Raw genomic sequence first — 18,055 nt, 5'->3', positions numbered from 1 at the left:
ACAGGACGCTCCGCATAACATGTCGTAATCCCATTGATCGCGATGGAAACCACAGTATCATGGAAATCAAAATGAAAACCTCCCAATCAATCACTAACCAAAAAAACCGATACTTTAAAGCATCGGTTTTTTATTCTTCTGAAATGAATTCTCCTTACAAGCCTAATACCGCTGTACCCTGTTCAAAAACTATATCCCTTGGAATACCGGCCTCTGATACCCTGTCGAGGGCATTTTGCAGTTCAGGGCTCACGTGCCCCATTTCTTCAAAAAGTTGGGTTACCCCTTCATAGTCGCCATCTCCCTGAAGGGTCAGTATTGTCTCTGACAGTGCATTCATGGCCTGCTGGAAATTCTCGAAATTCACCGCATACTGTCCGGTGGCCTGATCAAAACTAAAGGCATTCATATCCTGGAAATAGTTAAAACGCACCATATTCGCCTGGCCATGAGCACTGGCCGCTCCAAAACGTACCGAACGGAAGATCCCAGCCATAAAGGTCACATAGTAAACCATGAGTTCCCCTTCAATTTCCCCCATCTCATGCAATTTAGTTACCATGTATAAACCCAGAATGTCGGCCTTACCCTCTTCCAGGGCTGATCCCTTTTCCTTAAGTGCCTCCCTGACGGTCCCACTTCCGTCGATCGTATTTTTAATACCCAATCCGTGGGCAACCTCATGAAACATGGTATTGGCAAAAAAGGCGTCGAAGGTAATATGCTTTCGTTGCTCCTCAGTAACCAGAACCTCCGAAATCGGCTCCAGGATCTTGTCAAATTTAGCTCTCATAGCGTTCTTTAACTGTAATCTTCTGGATCCTTTTTCAAGCTGCACCCTTTCATCATTAGGCAGGTTGATCGCGATGGTTTTACTTCCCGCATTACAATCTCCGGCATAATAAACCACATCATAGGCATTTAACTGGGAAGAGGTTCCGGGCATTTCTTTTTTATAGGCCTCATCAACAGGTAATCCCTTTTGTAACTCGGGTAAGAAAGAAGCGTACTTCTCCAACCGCTCGCTCCAGGACTTGTCCTTAATAAGAACATAAGCCTCATGTGCGTTACGGTAATTATAGAGCTTGTCTTCATAATTCTCAATCGGACCGATTACAATATCAATGGTATTGTTCTTCATATCCATCCAGGCCATATCAGACTCCAGGTATTCATCATTCAACAAGGCCTCAGCCCTTAACGTCAAATACTTTTTAAGTCCTTCTTCTTCAGCGAGCCCGGCCGCTTGCTGCAGCAGACCGGCAGCCTTGGTCACTTCTTCCTTAAACGCCTCGTGATAGGGTTCCAGGTAGAGTTCTCCTTGCTCATCTCTTCTCACAAAAGAGTAGGCGTTTGCCTTGTCGGGGTTGTCCCAGGCTTCAAATTCTTCCTTGGTAATATCTTCCGGATAAAACTGTGCTCCTTCCGGCTTTGGCCCTACTCCTTCTATAAAGGGCTTGTCATTATTTAGGCGCTCCCAGGGGCCATAATTTATTTTAGCAAAGGCTTTTTCTGCAGGTCCTATATTCGCCAATAAGGAATCCTTATGGCCATAGGCCTCTTTCCAGAACAGTTTATCCATGATCTGCGCGGCCTCAATGAGCAGGGGTAACATTTGCTTTTCCTTTTCACTGAGGACGGATAAATCGGTTGTCAAAGTGAACTCGGCAAATTCATCCACTTTTTGCTCTATAGGATTCATGGTGGTGGTATCATTGGTGGTATCATCGCTTTTTTGCTCTCCCTTTTTTGATTGGCAGGCAACAAGACTCAGGATTAACCCGGTCAGGATCAGTTTTTTCATGGCGTTTTTGATTGTTATTAATTGTCTCTGAAAATTACGAAAAAATAAAGTTTCACGTGATAGGTCACATGTGAGCACTAGTAGTAACAATTATAAACGCTCCTGCTCAAGTGATAAACCGGCTCAAATTCTAAACCAAGAATAAATCTTCTGAGTTCGTGGTGTCATTCCCTTAATTCACAGATAATTAGCTGTGGAGAAGAAAGATCAAAAAATACAAATTACAGGAACAGGGATGCGTGAATACATCGGCTTTACCACTTATTTCCTATCTTGAACAAGAAACCACAACGTCAGTCGAACCTATAATTTATCAAGCTCTTGAGAACCCTCTACATTGCCATTAGCTTTTGCCTGACCCTTGGAGCAGGAATCCTTTTTTCGGGAACTGTTACAAAGGGGCAAACCGAAAACTATCCTATTGGTCAGATTATTACCGAGAAAGGGGAAATGCTTATTTGGCTTCATGATGAAACCCCGAATCATAAGGATCATTTTATTAAGCTCGCCAAAGAACACTATTGGGATTCTTTGAGCTTTAACCGGGTGATCAAAGATTTTGTGATACAAGGTGGCTGTCCGGATACCCCGGAAGGATTCAGTGATTCCCCCTACCTGATCGAACCGGAATTCAATAACAAACTGAAGCATATTTATGGTGCTGTTGGTGCAGGCCGTGATAACAATCCGGAAAAGTTATCGGCAGGCTGTCAGTTCTACATTGTACATAACAAAGAAGGTATTCCAAGGCTGGACGGAAATTATACTATTTTTGGCCAGGTCATAAAAGGGCTCGATGTGCTCGAAGAAATTGCGACAGTACCCACCGATTCTCTGGATGCTCCTGAAAAGATCATAACCCTCGATGTGAACATCCTGTATTTGAGTAAAGAATACCTGGCAAAACTGGGGTACCAGGTGGATCAGTAACCGGAATAAGGTCAAGTACATACCAGTTTGATTCTTGTACTGCCAAATCTTTAATTCTTTCCTTCCCCGGTTCCCGGCTACATCCTCTTTTCTTTCAGCTTTTCAGATTAAGCCCCTACTCTTTTGAATATCCTCAAACATGGTAGTACTAACGAATAAAACCGTTAAATTCATAGTAGGATATACTGGCATTGTTAATAGTTATTTATGGAAAAGAAAGATCATAAAATACATATTATAGGAGCCGGGATCAGCGGTCTCATTGCAGCCCTGATCCTTGAAAGACATGGTTATCAACCGGTGGTGATAGAAGCCACCGACCGGGTTGGGGGCAGGGTGAAAACCGATATCGTAAATGGGTATCAATTGGATCACGGCTTCCAGGTACTGCTTACCGCCTACCCTGCGGCCCAAAACTATTTAGATCTTGAGGCCCTGGAATTACAGCGGTTTCTCCCGGGTGCGGCTATTTTTAAGGATGGTAAAATAAACGTTCTCGGGGATCCTCTCCGCAATATCCGTCTCCTGCTGCCTACCCTCTTCTCAGGAACCGGGACATTGGCAGATAAAATAAAAGTGCTGAAGCTAAACAGTGGCCTAAAGAGAAGTACTTTACCTGAAATATTCGAAAAACCCGAAAAGACCACCATGCAGTACCTGCAGGATCTCGGGTTTTCGGAAAAAATGATCGAAGAGTTTTTCCGGCCATTCTTCGGCGGTATCTTCCTGGAGCCGCGCCTGGAAACCCCGAGCAGAATGTTTGAGTTTGTGTACAAAATGTTTGGAGAAGGATATGCTGCCCTCCCTAAAGCAGGGATGGAAGCCATTCCGAAACAGATAAAAGGTCAGCTGAAAAACACCAGGTTTCTTTTTAACACCAAAGCCCGGTCGGTGTCAGACGGCCAGATCGTACTCGCTGACGGCACCTCCCTGGAAAGTGATTATACCATTATAGCAACGGCAGCCGGCCCGCTGGTTTCCAATTTAAAGAATCAGGATATACAATGGGTATCCTGTGATACCCTGTATTTTGAAACGGGCGCCCCCCGCATTAAAAAACACCTGATCGGACTCATTGCCCAAAAGGATGCCCTGATCAATAATATTTTTTACCATACCAGCCTGCCTTCAATTTCTAAAGGTGAGCGTCATCTGTTATCGGTTACTGTTGTAAAGGAACACCAGTTATCAGCCCAGGACCTCATAGATCAGGTGCGAAATGAATTGAAAACCCTATGTAATATTGATACGCTCAGCCTTCTTAAACATTATTCCATATCGCAGGCCTTACCGCAGTTAAACGGTTTGCATTATGAAATGCTTCCCTCGGAGACCCAATTAACTACCACCATATTTCTCGCAGGAGACTACCTGCTTAATGGGTCCTTAAATGCGGCTATGCTATCGGGAGAACGGGCGGCTTTAGGAGTAGCAGAGAAGATAGGGTGACCGGGGTGACAGGGTACGAGGTACGATGTACGAGGTACGGGTTACGCGTTAGGGGTTATGCAGTTAAAATTATTCATCTTCGCGAGGCCATTAAATGGCCGTGGCGATCTCCCCAGGTTTCCACAGCATTAAATCGAAGGCAGGATTATGAGTGAAGGGACAAAGGCGAAATGGGAACCTGATGACTTCTAAGCACAAATGTTCTTCAACCTTTATGTAATCTGTTATTTGGTACCTTGACAACAGGCATTATTCCTGAAACAGGGGAATATAAAAAACCGGAGACTGCAGTTGCAGCCTCCGGTTTTTTTGTATTCGCGAATTACATCATCCTTTCTCTTTCATGCGGCAGGTGCTAATACCAAAGGGGGCGTATAGCGGACAAAAACTAATAAAGCTTGTCAAAACAAATACCCCGGCAAGGGCCAGTAACACCATACCCAGTGTTCCGGAAATAGTACCCGTATAATACAATACGGCAACGATCGCTGCGATTATTACCCGAATAATCCGGTCGGCAGAACCCATGTTTTTTTTCATAATAATGGTTTTAGTTGATTTAAATGGAAGTTACGCAATTCCGTGATATTTTCAAGATGTAACGAATCACTCCTTTTATTGCTAGCAATTATTCTAGTTACCCGATAGAATTTATATAAAAAACACCAAAATACTTGGATATTTCATTTTTAATTTAAAATATTTGTACTCACAAAGTTCAAAGACTTACTGAAATGTTATCAAGAAAGGCGGAGGGAATAGACCCTGTGAAGCCTTAGCAACCCTTAACCCGTTTAAGAAGGTGCTACATTCTACTTGAAGACCGCAGGCGTACGCTGCTGCTTCGGATAGATAACTTAACGTAACAGCTCTCCGGCTTTTACGTCATTCTTTTTAACATTTTTCTATTAAGTATGCTTCTTCAGAGGCTTATTTGACTTTGGGTTTAATTATTTACAAACTCAAAAAAAAGAAAAATGAGTACACAAAAATTTGCAACCCAGGCCTTGCACGCAGGGCACGATGTCCGGTCGAATGCAGGAACCAGAGCCGTTCCCATTTATCAATCCACAGCCTACGTGTTCAAAGATTCCGATCACGCTGCCAATTTATTTTCCCTGGCCGAACCGGGAAACATTTACACCCGGATCAACAATCCGACCAACGACATTCTCGAACAGCGACTTGCTGCACTGGAAGGCGGGATCGCCGCTGTTGTAACTTCTTCGGGTACAGCAGCCATAGCCACCAGCCTGCTCACCCTGCTTAAAGCCGGCGATCATATTGTGGCCTCCAACAGCTTGTACGGAGGTACTTTTAACCTGCTTAATGTTACCCTGCCGAGACATGGGATCACCACCACCTTTGTTGACCCGTCTGATCCGGACCATTTCAAAAAGGCTGCAAAAGAGAACACCCGGGCATTCTTTATTGAATCACTGGGAAATCCGAAGCTGGACGTACTGGACATTGAAGCCATTTCAAAAGAAGCCAGGGCCCATAAGGTTCCGCTTATTGTAGATAACACCGTGGCTACCCCTTATTTATTAAATCCCATTGCCCACGGGGCAAACATAGTTATCCATTCCCTGACCAAGTACATTAATGGGAATGGAACGGCCCTGGGAGGCGCTATTATAGATGCGGGTACCTTTGACTGGAGCAACGGAAAATTTCCTGAATTCACCGAACCCTCGCCCGGGTATCATGGCCTGGTGTACAGCGAAGCCCTGGAGGCCGCAGCCTTTATCGCCAAGGTGCGTATCGAAGGGCTCCGGGATTACGGGAGCGCCTTAAGTCCGTTTAACGCCTTCCAGATCATTCAGGGGCTGGAAACACTGGAGATCAGGATCAAAAAACACAGCGAAAATGCCCTGGAGCTCGCCCAATGGCTGGAGAAGCAGCCCGAGGTAACCTGGGTAAACTATCCCGGCCTGGAGAGCAGTGCCTACAAGGCTTTAGCAGAAAAGTATCTGCCTGAAGGGCAAAGCGGCATTGTAACTTTCGGAGTGAAGGGAGGCTATGAGGCCGCAAAGACCATTGCGGATACCACCCGGCTGTTTTCCCTTCTCGCCAATATCGGAGATACCAAATCCCTTATTATTCATCCGGCCAGCACCACCCACCAGCAATTAAGTGAGGAAGACCAGCTTTTAACAGGTGTTTCCAGGGATCTGATCCGCCTGTCGGTGGGATTGGAAAACATTGAGGACCTGAAGGCCGATCTGAAAGAGGCCTTAAAACGGGTAAGGAATAACACCCCGGTATCACCTTCATAGCCATACGGTACGGCTGTACCAACCAAAAGCGTTTTAACTTTCACATTGAAACGCTTTTTTGTTTTACACATTCTTCCAACACAAGAAAAACAGATGATCTGAATGCTTATTGAAATTCCCTCCTGCCAGGAATGAAGGGTCCTACCCTACGCCTTCAAAATGCCCCTTAATCCCGATGCAAATTGACCCCTGTCATTTTCTGTTGTGATGTACCGCTATACCTTTATGTTTAACCTTTAAAACCCAATACAATGAAAAAGCTCTTATACATCATGCTTCCGATAGTCATGATATTTTCGCTTTCGGCTCAGGAGCTTAGCGGATTTACAGCTATCGGGGAATTATCTGACGGCCTGATCGCCGTACAGAAAGACGGAAAATGGGGGTTTATTGACACAAGCGGAACCCCGGTGATCGGTTATCGCGACGATCTTGCACCAACTGATGAGGCCCCCGCTTTTAAAGAGGGACTTTGCAGGATACATACAACCCGGGAAGGGATTCCATATTACGGGTATATGGATGTAGATGGCCAAACGGTGATCGAGCCCAAATACCTTAATGCAAGTGAATTCAAAGACGGGCACGCCGTGGTGCTTAAGGTGGAAGAACAGGTACGGGGAACCAACGAATACCTCAACAAGAATATCATTTCAAGAAATTATGACGAGGTGCTCATTAACAGGATGGGAGATGAATTAAAGTACCTCAACCCTCACAAGGATGTAATGCTGGATGCCAGGAAGTACAAACAACCGGAAATTATCTCCAGGATCCTTTCTGAAGACCTCGTAGCCACCCTCGATGATCAGGGCACGTGGAAGGTCATTAAATATTAAAGGTGAATATCTCTTACCCCCAGGGGATCATAATAACATTTCCCGGGGGGCTCCCCGGTTAGCATTATGCGAAAAGCAAATCCGGTTCCTCCGCCCTTACTCTTTCCAAAGATAAGGTTTGCTTTTCCGGCACCTCATTGCCGACCTTGATGTTCAGGTGCAATAGAACCCCTTACCCCTGATTGCACTTTCTGCCCTTATGCCAGCAACCTTTTTCTTAAGACCTGTAATCCTGAAAAAGCTCAATGAGTAATTATCATGATCGCTCCCGGGGAAGAACTGCCAAGGGCATACATGGGTGATAACACAGGGGCAACAAAATGAAGTCAGCCCCCGAAAACCTGTGATTATCCTTTTTAACAATTACCGGGATTGGGTATCACCTTCCCCTTTGTTTGAGTTTTGAGAATCTCCCGAAGGTCGCTCCGGATTTTCTTCCTCCCGCAGGGTATACTTAACTTTAAACTGAGGCATCGTTTCCACCTGGCTGGGATCACTCAATTCTGCTAACCTAACAATGATCCCTGAATTGCTGTTCTTCGCCTCTATATAGTTTTCAATCTTTCCCCGGAAAGATCTCCCATAATCGGCGAGCACCGTATCCAGCTCTGCTTCCTCCGGAAGATTACCCGCTACGGTTAGTTCTGCTTTGGCCTGATCTGCTGATCCCCCGGAAATGCTTCCTACCCCTTTCTCCTGCTTCTTAAACAAGGAATCCATAAACACCTCCTTGTCATACATAAAGCTCAATTCTATTCCCAAACCATTCTTTTTCTCTTCCAGTTCCAGGATCAGGTCCAATTGTTCCTGGTGTCGCTCTGTCAGGGTGGTATCCGGATAATTCAAAAACAGGACTTCTATATCTTCGGGAGCAGCATCAACGACCTTGGCCAACCCACGGGCCGGGTTCTCTGCCGTATCAAATATCTTTTTCTTAAACGTGTTACCAACCAGGTCCCAAATATCCACTTCGGGGTCATTCAGATCCCCGCGAACGGGAACACTCAGTTCGATATCCCCGTTTTTATCCTTAAGTATAAATACGGCAAGTTTCAGGGGGATCGACATGATTCCGCTTTCGGTATTTTCCACAGACACATCCTTGACGAGAAGCGTGTTGTTACTTTCTATCTTACCATCTGCCACCTTTGAATCCGAAAAATAAAACATGTCGCCCTTGAGAATCGAATGCCCGGTGTAATAGGTCGAATAGATATTAAGATCAGACAATACAAAATCTTTGATAGCAATATCCAGGTCCAAATTTTTAGGGTTTCCCGGATCAAAGCCAAGTGCTGCATCCAGGGTTCCCCTTTCGTTAAGCACCATATCGGCATTGATATCCAACCAATCGGTATCGCTGTAAATGCTATCGGTGTCGATTTCGATTTCACTCAGATGATAATCGAAGGGTTCTCCGGTTAAATTATCGGTATAATCCAGTACGCCGTTTTTAACCTGGAATTTTCTAAGGGCATAAAAGATATCATTACCCCCCGAAGATGTATTCAAGGTATCGCCGGTCTTATTTGCCATCTCCGTATTCAGACTGTCCTCCCCGGCTTCGGCACTCTCTTCGGCAGTGGCCTCCCTGGGCGAATCCACCCTGAAGATCCTCGAAAAATTATTGGAAACCGAGTCCAGCTCGAAACGGATGTATGGCTGATCGACAACCAGCTGACCAAGCCGGAATTCTTTTTTTGCAAAAGCGATCTCATCAATGGTACATTCAACCATGGCAGCCCCAAGGAATTTCTTATCCTGAGTGTCCTTTAATTCCAGGTTATCCACTTCTATCTCACCTGAGATAAGAATTTCGTCCGGTTGTTGCGAATTTCCCCTGAGCGTGATCTCTGCATTCAGCTTTCCGTCGAGGGAGCTGATATCCGCACTTTGGGCTACATAATTCCCGTAGGCCTCCAGGGGCATTTTATCCAGGTTGATGGACCCCTGGAAATCCCTGGTTTTCGGTTGATAGGTAAAATCTGAACGCAGGGTGCCTCCCCGCTTAAAGTTCAGTTCAAAATCGGCCTCACTGTTATTCTCCTGGTCCCATTCAATATAGGGAACAAAGAAAACGAGGTCTTCCACCCCAAAGGTCTGATCTACGTTTTGGTCGTGAAACTCCAGGGTAGCGTCCTTCAACTCCATATCCCGGAGTTCAAACTTAAAGGGCGAATCTTCTCCCTCATCTTCGGTAGTAAGGGTATCCGGACTGGAATGATAGGCGACCAGGTCATCAAAATTAAAAACAGAATCCCTTTTGCTAACCTGTACATTTAATCCCCTGAGATAGAATTGATCCAGGGAAAGGGTTTTACCGATAAACTTGTAGGGTTCGGAATTCACGATAAGGGTGTCAAAGGATATAAAGACTTCCTTATCATTTGCCTCATACATTTTAAAGTCAAATACCTTCAGGGTACTTGTTAAATAGTTAATGCGTAATTTTTCTATAGCTACCTGCCGTCCTAAAAGCTCTTTACTGTTATTCACTACATATCTTCGAACTATTCCGGGCAATAGAATTAAAAAGACCAAAATAACCCCAAGGGCAATTACGAATATGTTTCTTAGTGTGGTTTTTCTAATTGACATAGATCTCGATTAGAGCATTTTCTTTAAAGTTCATTTTTAATTTATCTAAACCACAGTTAAAGTACTACCGGAATCGGTAAAGGAAGAAGTTCAGGGATAAGGGGAAGTAATTGGATGGAGAAACGAACTGCTTCCCGGTATCCTGAATAAGGACTTTAAATATAACCCTTAAATACTGAATATCAAATCATTAAAAAACTGACAATCCTGTTTTAATATCAATAAATCCAATGACTTCATTAAGAGAAACCGGATTCTACGCTGAGTTCCGGGCAGTTGATCACATCGATAATGAATCTATAGTGTAAGAAAACCTTGCCTATACAAACTCAGGAGCTTAGTTCCCTGTCCAGGATATCCAGAATTCTCAGGGTTTTTTCATGAATATCCATATAGTAATTCTGGTGGAGCAATTCCCCGGTTACAATAAAACTTACCAAGGAATTTTCTACTGTTTGTATCTGTAATATCTTCTTATTATTCGTGCTGAAGTCGGTCTGGTCAAATCCAAAATGATCTTTGAAATTATCATAAACGCTCTTGCGGAAACTGAACCCGGAATTCTTCAGAATCTCTATGAATTCCATTCTCGTGGCTCCATGCTCTTCTTCCTGAAATCTTACCTTTAGTACCTCTCCATCCCAGGAAGACAGCAGCGCCTTAAGTTCTTCATGATCAAAAATGGACAACTTTCCGGCATTGATCACCTCATTCAATACCCCGGAACCCGGCCTGAATTCCACTTCCCAGGCCATAACTCCAAAATACAAGGCACTTAATTTTTCATCAGAAATGTCCTTTGGGTCGGGCCCCATATAGTTCAGGAGTTCTCTTGCACTTTGTAAATTTCTGGTATTAATTTCCATGATCTCCTCCAGGTTTTGAAGGTTGGAACGATATTCGGATCTAAGCGCTTTCATATATCTTTGAGCCTCTTCCCCCTGCTTTCGTTCTTCATTCCAGTTGTTCAGCTGTAAGGCCAGAAATATACCCATGATGATAAGCACAACCTCTCCAATGGCATATTTTAAATAGGCGGCAATGGCTCCTTTTCTGAGGAGTTTCTCTCTTACTTTTCTAAATATCCTGAACATTCTTAAAGCTTTACATCTTAATAAAGCTAATAAAATCTATTAAATGCAGGAAAAATAACAGGGATAACTTCAGGCTTATAAACTATCGCAGAGTTGTTGATATACCCATTTCGCACTCTCTACAGCTCCATCCATATATCCCGGGAATTGGGAAGCGGTCTCTGAACCGGCCAGGTAGAGTTTTCCTGACATAAGAGGTTGTCGATATTCAGGATGTCCGTTATTCTGATGGGGCAGCACGTGGCGCTCATACGGGGAATGGGTAAAGGCTTCCTTTGTCCAGACACATTCGTGGTAATTGGTATAGGTATCTGCAGATTTCCCGTAATATCTGCGCAACTGAGCTAAGATCATTTCCAGGCGCTCTTCCTTTGAAAGCGAATAATACACCCCATTGAGGAACCCCTTTAAGGCATAATGTTCGTCTTCAAAATCAGAATGGTCATACATCTCGGTAACCGGACCGGTATTACTGAAAACGGTTCCGCTACTTCCCTCGCGCTTCCAGAATGGCGTCTTATAAGTTAGTCCGAACTTAATGGATTCGCCCATCCATGTATGAGTGAGTCCCATTAATTCCCGCATATTTTCGGGAACCGGCGGGTCGGTTTGAATCTTGTTCAGAAATAGATGAGGTGGTAATGTGGATACGACCTTTTTGGCGACAAAAGTCTCCTTCCCCGTGGTAATTCGCACCTGCCCATTCTCTGTTTTGATATCACGCACCTCCCTCCCGTTAAATAAGGTGTCCTTCTCCAGGTACTGCATCAAGGTATTGATAAGCACATGTGTGCCACCCCGGATACGATAGGTTGGTTCTTCATTTTCAGGCAGCCGGACCATTTGGGGCGGACTGGTTGACATATACTCATAAATAGCGGTGGTTCCCATGTGTTGCGGAAAGGCTTCGAGTTTTAATTCTCTAAGCAGGGCTACCAGGTTTTGATGTTTGGGTCCGAACCACGTAGCTCCCATTTCCACAGTGGGTTCGTTTTTCTCTTTTACCGTACATATCCGCCCACCGGCTCGCTCCCGTGCCTCGACTATACATACGCGTAAACCACTGTTTCGCAGAAAATAATTCAGGGATAACCCCGTTAATCCGGCCCCAATGATAACGATGTCGGCTTGAATGCGATCATTTATGTTGTTATCCATATCCTTATATTCACAGCTAGACTGTAAAAATAAGACATCCTCTTCGTCAATGAATACGTTACTGGAGATTTCGTTGAATTTCCTAGTCGTTATCCTGCTCTCCTTTCATCTTCATCCCCTTAATAAAAAGTAAGCCGCCGAAGCCGATGAGTACGATCCCAAAGGAATGGGAAATCTCCCTGAGCGTTGTGTTGAATACAATACCCAGGGAAATCAGCAACATTCCAAAAAGCAGGTAGCGCCGGTATTTTTCATCATCACCCTTCATGATTGTCATCGTTTTGAACCCTCAGGAACATGTTGTTTCCTTAGGGGTAATTTGATTACAGACCTGCAATAAGAAAGATTATACCCCGGAAGGTCACCAGTGGTCACCCAAATGATTGCGGTATTCTGTATTATCCCATATTTGTTTGACCCCAATGATCACCAACAGGGCCCCAAAGGCGATTAATCCGCTTCCAAGGGCTGTGATATCATTACCCAGCCATGTGGTAGCCAGGATAATTCCGAAGATCATCACCACAATGCCAAAAAGAAAATAATGCCTGTAATTCATTAAAGAAGTTTTCATGATATGTGTTTTTATAATTTTCAATTTCGTTATAACTGCGGTTGATAGCTGTAAATTTGGGCGAATCGGTATCATCCTGTTATTGATGAATGAAGTTTTAAAATCCCCCCCATTTATTTTAGGAAAGGGCTCATTCTCCAAGGCCACTTTGCCCTCCTCCTCTATTCTCTACTCCCTACTCCAACTCAAACTCAAACTCAAACTCAAACTCCCTTCTCTCTTCTCCCTTCTCAAACTCAAACTCCAACTCCAACTCAAACTCCAACTCCAACTCCAACTCCAACTCAAACTCCAACTCAAACTCCCTACTCCTACTCTCTACACCTTTGCCCCCAACCGCTGACGCAGCAGGCTTTTTAAGCGGGGAATGGAATCGCTATCGAGCAGGTTCATTGCAGGTACCCCACAAAGACGTTCCACCATCTCCTGTCCGCCGAGGGTGTTGGTTGAAATTCCCGTTACCAGGTCTGGTTTCAGGCCAAAGGCCTGCATGAGTCCATAAACAGCATAAGGGTCTGAAGCGCTCAGGATACAACACTTTACCTGATCGCTTATTCCTTTATAGGCCAGATCTCCATTATAGGGCTCCAGAGGGGAGGCGCCGATCTCGACTACGGCAAAATCTGCATCAGAAGCTGCCATACAACTGAGCATATGCTGCAGTTTCTCCCGATAGATCTCCGGTTCACATATGGAAGAGGGTAATCCTGCATCTACAAAATCATAAATTGTTACAGCCCCTACATCTTTTACAGCAAGAATATCCCTGTACCTTCCGGCACCTGTGATCTTGGCTCCCAGCACCTTATACCCGGCCCTGCTCAACAGGGAAGTTACGATACGGGCCGAGGTGGTTTTGCCTGCACTCATGGAAGTACCTATAAATAGTATGGTAGGAATGGTATATGCCTTATTTGGACAGGGGGGTACAAAATGATCCATAATGCACTTTACCCCCTCTCGTATCACGTGGCCCTCATAACGTATGGAGATCATTTCCGGAATAAACAAGGACTTAGAGGTTAGTTTTCCCATAAGTCCCCCGCCGGTAAGTATATGCATATTTCCATCTTCCTCAACTTCCTTCCAGGTACCTGTAGCCTCAAGCGTGGCATGACGAATACCCAATGCTCCCACGACGAGTTCACCGCCCATCACCCCGCGCATACGCCCATTAGGCAGCTCCAGCATTGAGGAAGAGCTTCCTATTCCTGTGATCCTGGCCACTACATAATCGCCTGTATTCCATTGGTCCCGATCTACTTTTTTCACTTCAAAAGGCTTCTTCTCCAGATCTGAGATCCGGGTGAGCGTGGTATATATATAGCCTTCCCGTGTCATGAGTCTGGTTTCAAATCGGGTTCCAATAAAAGCAAGGTTAACAATGCGGTTCGTTCAATAAGTCCGCTTTTAAAGATATATTCATGAGGGGCGTGAGCCCCGTCTCCCGGGGTTCCCAGACCATCAAGCGTTGCTGTATACAAGCTGGTAATATTTCCGTCTGATCCGCCGCCGGCCTTTCCGTGGTTCAGGTTCAACCCCAGTTGATTTCCATTTTTTTTGGCTGCCTCCCAAAGGGCCCGGTTCCGTGCTGTGGCTTCCATGGGCTGCCTCCCTATCCCCCCTTCAATGTACAATTCACTATCCGGGAGATCCGGGGTGAGTCCGAGTATTTTTTTGGTGATCCAGGCCCCATCCTTTTCATTGTTCACCCTTACATCTATTTCTGCACTGCTCTCCGGGGCAATCACATTGGGGGAAACACCTCCACTGATCATACCCACATTCACGGTTATTCCCCTGTCGGGATCGTTCATAGCATAAAGCTTCTGAACCTGGTGGGATAATTCCACGATTGCGCTGATCCCCTTTTCGGGGTCCAGACCTGCATGGGCTGCCTTTCCCTTCACCTTCAGAAGAAATCGCCCCACCCCTTTTCGTTCGGTTTTGAGTTTTCCTTCAGGCCCAAGGGGAGGTTCCAGAATAAATGCCCTACGGGCTATCCGGGCCAGTCTTGCCAGCGCCTTCTTTGATTCCCTGCTACCGATCTCCTCATCCGTATTTATAAAAATTACAGGGGTAAGTTCCGGTTTGAGTTTCAGAACCTTCAGGGTTTTTAATGCATACAGGATCTGGGTGATCCCCGCTTTCATATCATATGCCCCGGGGCCGGAGATCCGGTCTTCCGCTTCCTGGAAGGGCATGGACAAAAGGGTATCTGTTTTCCACACCGTATCACAATGCCCGACGAGCAGCTGAACAGGGTTGTGTTTCCTGCGTTTCTTCGGATGGGCAAAAAGAAATCCCCCGGTATTCTTTCCGGGAAACCGAAAGGCCTCATAACCCAAAACATTCAACTCCTTACTCAGAAAATCCAGGATCCTGGGAAATACCTCAGGTTGCTTTGATGGCGACTCAGTGCGCACCAGCTTCTCGAGGGTTTTTATCATTTCTTCCTCAGAATTCGTGATATAAGAACTTATCTGGCGCGCTATGTCCTGTTGATTATTCATTTTCTGAATTCTTTGGGAAAAGGAAAATTATAGGTGTCGCGTATTACCGTAAACCGTCCGGGTGCGATATAGGTGAGCAGCCCATTTTTGGCCAGCTGTTCCTGCTCATCGCGGTCAGACACCTTTTTATACTCCGGGTTAACATAGGCCGCTTTAATTGTGCCTGTGATCAGGCTGTTGCGTCCAAAGCCATCAATGATCTTAAACATGGAGCATTCCAGCTGGAGATAGGCGTCCTCCAAAAGAAGGGCATCCACTTTTCTGGCTTTAACCGTTGCCAGGGACCGGATCACGGGTTTTACTTTTGATAAGCCGCTGCTTCTCGGGGAAGCGGTGAGTGATGTTGCCGTTACACCTCCCGGAAGGGGAAAGCTTACCGTAAAACTCTTGTGTTTAATCACGTTGTGATACGTACTGTGGTCGGGGGTGCATACAAAACCGAAGAAATTGTCAAATCCCAGGGGAGTTACCATGTGTTTAGGCGCCATATCGTAATCGTCTCCCTCTTTAGTACCGATAACTACGAGGGGTGCTACAATAAAAGTCTGGTCCCAAACGGGAATGGACAGGTCCAATGGGGTTAATGTATCCGTTTTCATGCGCTAACTCTTCAGGTTTCCCTTAAAGGTAAAATTCATTACATAGAAAAATTATGATATTTGTTAGTGTTTTGAACCTTTCCCGGAAACAAATCAGGCAATCTTAGATGGTTACATAACAGGAGAAGAATATCCGGTTTAGAAAGTGTTAGCGATAATTGTGAAATTTAGACTAACTTTTAAGTGCCGTTCCGTTTCGGCGGGATCTGAATAAAGAACTGATAATTCCACTAACATGAGAAATCGTTTTGCCTCCACCTTCCGAAAATTCCTGATGTATTGCATTGTAATTCTCTCCGTCGCCAGCTGTAAAAAAGATACCGGAGTCTTGGCCAGCACTGCAATTGCAACCCAAAAAGTTCCTCTGAAGATCGATCATACCCTTACCAAAGATCAGACGCACAATAAATTCAGTAAAACCATCCTGCCTGTGCTCAGGGTGAATTCCGGGGCGGTTATCGAAGCCTATACCGAAGATGCCAGTGATGAACAATTCTCCCTGAACAGTACTTTAGGAGCACTCGATTCCCTGAGTTTTGACCCCATCCATCCGCTTACCGGGCCGGTATACGTGAACGGTGCTGCTCCCGGCGATGTGCTTAAGGTTACCTTACACGAGATTGAACTTGGCGATTGGGGCTGGAATGCCATCCTACCGGGTTTCGGATTTCTCGCAGACACCCTGAACTCGAAATACCTTAAAATCTATGACCTGAGTAAGGATAAATCCAGGGCCTACCTTAACGACAGTATCTCCTTAAAGCTAAACCCATTTCCCGGGGTTATGGGGGTTGCCCCCGACACAGAGGAGCTCTTAAACACCATCCCTCCCAGGGCCAACGGAGGTAATATGGACGACCCGAACATGACCGAAGGAACCATCTTGTATTTTCCTGTGCTGGTAGAAGGAGGTCTGTTCTCTGTAGGGGATGGACATGCGGTACAAGGCCAGGGAGAGGTTTGTGGTACGGCTATCGAGGCGCCTTTACGGGTGGTATACCAGATCGAGGTTCTCAAAGATAAAACCCTTAAAGAACCGCAATATGAGACAGACGCCTATTATGCCACCACAGGATTTGCCCCGACCCTGGATGAGGCAGCAAAAAAGGCAACGCTTTATATGGTAGAATACCTGATGAAAGAAAGGGGATTACCGCAGGAAGAGGCCTATGCCCTGTGCTCCCTTGCCGGAGATCTTCAAATCGCCGAAGTAGTGGACCTCCCGCATATGCTGGTTACCATGCATATGCCGAAAGCGGTATTTATCAAACAGTGATCATCGATTCCGTTTTAACAACTATGCAAATCAGACAAGCCTGTACCCGTGAAGATCTGGATGGAATCCTGCAATTGCAGCAGGAAAATCACAAAGACCATCTTTCACCATCGGAAATGACCACCGAAGGTTTTCTTACTGTAAAACACACTCCTGAACTGCTTGAGGAAATGAACCGGGAACTAAAGCATATTATTGCCGTAGTAAATAAAAAGGTGGTGGGGTACGCCCTTTGTATGACACCGAATCTGAGAAACAGGCTTCCTGTACTGGAGTCCATGTTTGAAAAGTTAGATGGATTGTCATTTGAAGGCTCAGCCCTTAAAGACAGTGCTTATTACATCATGGGACAGATCTGCGTCGATAAGTACTACCGCGGTACCGGGGTGTTCACAAAACTGTATGAGGGTCATAGGAAGTTTTATTCCGGGCGGTACGATCATATCATTACCGAGGTTTCTGAAGGAAATCCAAGATCACTCAGGGCTCATGAAAAAACAGGCTTCCAAACCCTGCTGCGGTATCGCGATACTACAGATAACTGGCACCTCATCCTTTGGAACTGGAACAGCTGAATTTTAAATTCCCGAATAATGGCTTACAGCGACTATCTTGCCGAACGCATACGACAAAGGTTAACCAATAGGTACCCCATTGAAGAAAAAAAGATGATGGGTGGCCTCATCTTTATGGTGAACGGAAAGATGTGCCTTGGTATCGACCGTGATAAAAACACCGGGAACGACCGCCTCATGGTGCGGGTAGGCAAGGCCAGAGAAGAAGCCCTGCGCCTTAAAAAAGGCAGCCGTGAAATGGATTTTACCGGGAAGGTCATGAGAGGGTTCCTGTTTATAGATCCGGAAGGCTTTGACACCGACAAAGATCTGGACTTTTGGGTAGAAAAAGCCCTCGAATTTAACCTGGAGCACTAGGGTATTTCAT

General features: G+C 45.3%; 17 protein-coding genes and 1 riboswitch. Of the genes, 7 read left to right on the top strand and 10 right to left on the bottom strand.

Annotated features, from left to right (window positions below; genetic code table 11):
• Positions 1 to 154: 154 nt before the first annotated feature.
• Positions 155 to 1,804 carry a dipeptidyl-peptidase 3 family protein gene (locus K7R11_RS12760; RefSeq protein ID WP_224491125.1) on the bottom strand — a complete coding sequence of 550 codons (1,650 nt, stop codon included), beginning with the start codon at positions 1,802 to 1,804 and terminating at the stop codon, positions 155 to 157.
• 321 nt (positions 1,805 to 2,125) lie between these two features.
• Here K7R11_RS12760 and K7R11_RS12755 point away from each other — a divergent pair, with 321 nt between their 5' ends.
• Together K7R11_RS12755 and K7R11_RS12750 are read left to right on the top strand one after the other, a co-directional pair.
• Complete coding sequence (locus K7R11_RS12755; protein WP_224491124.1) at positions 2,126 to 2,734, top strand: peptidylprolyl isomerase; 609 nt, start codon at positions 2,126 to 2,128, stop codon at positions 2,732 to 2,734.
• A gap of 207 nt (positions 2,735 to 2,941) precedes the next feature.
• Positions 2,942 to 4,183 carry an NAD(P)/FAD-dependent oxidoreductase gene (locus K7R11_RS12750; RefSeq protein ID WP_224491123.1) on the top strand — a complete coding sequence of 414 codons (1,242 nt, stop codon included), beginning with the start codon at positions 2,942 to 2,944 and terminating at the stop codon, positions 4,181 to 4,183.
• A gap of 327 nt (positions 4,184 to 4,510) precedes the next feature.
• Here K7R11_RS12750 and K7R11_RS12745 read toward each other — a convergent pair whose 3' ends face one another.
• Positions 4,511 to 4,723 (bottom strand): YgaP family membrane protein, encoded by a 213-nt coding sequence (locus tag K7R11_RS12745; protein WP_224491122.1) that lies wholly within the window; start codon positions 4,721 to 4,723, stop codon positions 4,511 to 4,513.
• 194 nt (positions 4,724 to 4,917) lie between these two features.
• Positions 4,918 to 5,042: riboswitch (SAM riboswitch) on the top strand.
• Positions 5,043 to 5,160: 118 nt separating this feature from the next.
• On the opposite strand from K7R11_RS12745, the gene K7R11_RS12740 reads away from it, so the two are divergent.
• Together K7R11_RS12740 and K7R11_RS12735 are read left to right on the top strand one after the other, a co-directional pair.
• Positions 5,161 to 6,462, top strand: a complete 1,302-nt coding sequence (locus tag K7R11_RS12740; protein WP_224491121.1) for an O-acetylhomoserine aminocarboxypropyltransferase/cysteine synthase family protein — start codon at positions 5,161 to 5,163, stop codon at positions 6,460 to 6,462.
• A gap of 251 nt (positions 6,463 to 6,713) precedes the next feature.
• Complete coding sequence (locus tag K7R11_RS12735; protein ID WP_224491120.1) at positions 6,714 to 7,301, top strand: WG repeat-containing protein; 588 nt, start codon at positions 6,714 to 6,716, stop codon at positions 7,299 to 7,301.
• Between the two features lie 363 nt (positions 7,302 to 7,664).
• Here K7R11_RS12735 and K7R11_RS12730 read toward each other — a convergent pair whose 3' ends face one another.
• From K7R11_RS12730 to K7R11_RS12695, 8 genes are all read right to left on the bottom strand, one after another.
• Positions 7,665 to 9,899: a DUF748 domain-containing protein gene (locus tag K7R11_RS12730; protein WP_224491119.1), complete on the bottom strand. Its 2,235-nt coding sequence runs from the start codon at positions 9,897 to 9,899 to the stop codon at positions 7,665 to 7,667.
• Positions 9,900 to 10,228: 329 nt separating this feature from the next.
• Positions 10,229 to 10,993: a DUF6090 family protein gene (locus K7R11_RS12725; protein ID WP_224491118.1), complete on the bottom strand. Its 765-nt coding sequence runs from the start codon at positions 10,991 to 10,993 to the stop codon at positions 10,229 to 10,231.
• Between the two features lie 75 nt (positions 10,994 to 11,068).
• Complete coding sequence (locus tag K7R11_RS12720) at positions 11,069 to 12,151, bottom strand: flavin monoamine oxidase family protein (protein WP_224491117.1); 1,083 nt, start codon at positions 12,149 to 12,151, stop codon at positions 11,069 to 11,071.
• A gap of 82 nt (positions 12,152 to 12,233) precedes the next feature.
• Complete coding sequence (locus K7R11_RS12715) at positions 12,234 to 12,419, bottom strand: hypothetical protein (RefSeq protein WP_224491116.1); 186 nt, start codon at positions 12,417 to 12,419, stop codon at positions 12,234 to 12,236.
• Between the two features lie 93 nt (positions 12,420 to 12,512).
• Positions 12,513 to 12,725 carry a hypothetical protein gene (locus K7R11_RS12710; RefSeq protein WP_224491115.1) on the bottom strand — a complete coding sequence of 71 codons (213 nt, stop codon included), beginning with the start codon at positions 12,723 to 12,725 and terminating at the stop codon, positions 12,513 to 12,515.
• A gap of 318 nt (positions 12,726 to 13,043) precedes the next feature.
• Complete coding sequence (locus K7R11_RS12705; RefSeq protein WP_224491114.1) at positions 13,044 to 14,066, bottom strand: hypothetical protein; 1,023 nt, start codon at positions 14,064 to 14,066, stop codon at positions 13,044 to 13,046.
• Complete coding sequence (locus K7R11_RS12700) at positions 14,063 to 15,238, bottom strand: M20 family metallopeptidase (protein ID WP_224491113.1); 1,176 nt, start codon at positions 15,236 to 15,238, stop codon at positions 14,063 to 14,065. Before K7R11_RS12700 ends, K7R11_RS12705 begins: the two co-directional genes overlap by 4 nt.
• Positions 15,235 to 15,837 carry a flavin reductase gene (locus K7R11_RS12695; RefSeq protein ID WP_224491112.1) on the bottom strand — a complete coding sequence of 201 codons (603 nt, stop codon included), beginning with the start codon at positions 15,835 to 15,837 and terminating at the stop codon, positions 15,235 to 15,237. The genes K7R11_RS12700 and K7R11_RS12695 overlap by 4 nt, the downstream gene beginning before the upstream one ends.
• A 235-nt stretch (positions 15,838 to 16,072) precedes the next feature.
• Between K7R11_RS12695 and K7R11_RS12690 the strand changes: the two genes are divergently transcribed.
• Genes K7R11_RS12690 through K7R11_RS12680 form a run of 3 tightly spaced genes read left to right on the top strand, consistent with a single transcriptional unit; the run spans position 16,073 to position 18,045 of the window.
• Positions 16,073 to 17,113 (top strand): acetamidase/formamidase family protein, encoded by a 1,041-nt coding sequence (locus K7R11_RS12690; RefSeq protein ID WP_224491111.1) that lies wholly within the window; start codon positions 16,073 to 16,075, stop codon positions 17,111 to 17,113.
• A 23-nt stretch (positions 17,114 to 17,136) separates the two neighbouring features.
• Complete coding sequence (locus K7R11_RS12685; RefSeq protein ID WP_224491110.1) at positions 17,137 to 17,688, top strand: GNAT family N-acetyltransferase; 552 nt, start codon at positions 17,137 to 17,139, stop codon at positions 17,686 to 17,688.
• Positions 17,689 to 17,706: 18 nt separating this feature from the next.
• Entirely contained in the window at positions 17,707 to 18,045 is a 339-nt protein-coding gene (locus tag K7R11_RS12680; RefSeq protein WP_224491109.1) for a TfoX/Sxy family protein, read from the top strand.
• Positions 18,046 to 18,055 lie beyond the last annotated feature (10 nt).

Origin of the sequence: Robertkochia flava (assembly GCF_020166515.1) — a bacterium.
GTDB classification, from domain to species: domain Bacteria; phylum Bacteroidota; class Bacteroidia; order Flavobacteriales; family Flavobacteriaceae; genus Robertkochia; species Robertkochia flava.
The sequence above is the reverse complement of the archived record's forward strand: the minus strand, read 5'-3'. Positions and strand labels throughout refer to the sequence as shown.

Bases quoted from the DNA above. Each gene is read 5' to 3' on its own strand.
- K7R11_RS12760 (WP_224491125.1), bottom strand. From the start codon at position 1,804: ATGAAAAAACTGATCCTGACCGGGTTAATCCTGAGTCTTGTTGCCTGC.
- K7R11_RS12750 (WP_224491123.1), top strand. From the start codon at position 2,942: ATGGAAAAGAAAGATCATAAAATACATATTATAGGAGCCGGGATCAGC.
- K7R11_RS12745 (WP_224491122.1), bottom strand. From the start codon at position 4,723: ATGAAAAAAAACATGGGTTCTGCCGACCGGATTATTCGGGTAATAATC.
- K7R11_RS12740 (WP_224491121.1), top strand. From the start codon at position 5,161: ATGAGTACACAAAAATTTGCAACCCAGGCCTTGCACGCAGGGCACGAT.
- K7R11_RS12735 (WP_224491120.1), top strand. From the start codon at position 6,714: ATGAAAAAGCTCTTATACATCATGCTTCCGATAGTCATGATATTTTCG.
- K7R11_RS12730 (WP_224491119.1), bottom strand. From the start codon at position 9,899: ATGTCAATTAGAAAAACCACACTAAGAAACATATTCGTAATTGCCCTT.
- K7R11_RS12725 (WP_224491118.1), bottom strand. From the start codon at position 10,993: ATGTTCAGGATATTTAGAAAAGTAAGAGAGAAACTCCTCAGAAAAGGA.
- K7R11_RS12720 (WP_224491117.1), bottom strand. From the start codon at position 12,151: ATGGATAACAACATAAATGATCGCATTCAAGCCGACATCGTTATCATT.
- K7R11_RS12715 (WP_224491116.1), bottom strand. From the start codon at position 12,419: ATGAAGGGTGATGATGAAAAATACCGGCGCTACCTGCTTTTTGGAATG.
- K7R11_RS12710 (WP_224491115.1), bottom strand. From the start codon at position 12,725: ATGAAAACTTCTTTAATGAATTACAGGCATTATTTTCTTTTTGGCATT.
- K7R11_RS12705 (WP_224491114.1), bottom strand. From the start codon at position 14,066: ATGACACGGGAAGGCTATATATATACCACGCTCACCCGGATCTCAGAT.
- K7R11_RS12700 (WP_224491113.1), bottom strand. From the start codon at position 15,238: ATGAATAATCAACAGGACATAGCGCGCCAGATAAGTTCTTATATCACG.
- K7R11_RS12695 (WP_224491112.1), bottom strand. From the start codon at position 15,837: ATGAAAACGGATACATTAACCCCATTGGACCTGTCCATTCCCGTTTGG.
- K7R11_RS12690 (WP_224491111.1), top strand. From the start codon at position 16,073: ATGAGAAATCGTTTTGCCTCCACCTTCCGAAAATTCCTGATGTATTGC.
- K7R11_RS12685 (WP_224491110.1), top strand. From the start codon at position 17,137: ATGCAAATCAGACAAGCCTGTACCCGTGAAGATCTGGATGGAATCCTG.
- K7R11_RS12680 (WP_224491109.1), top strand. From the start codon at position 17,707: ATGGCTTACAGCGACTATCTTGCCGAACGCATACGACAAAGGTTAACC.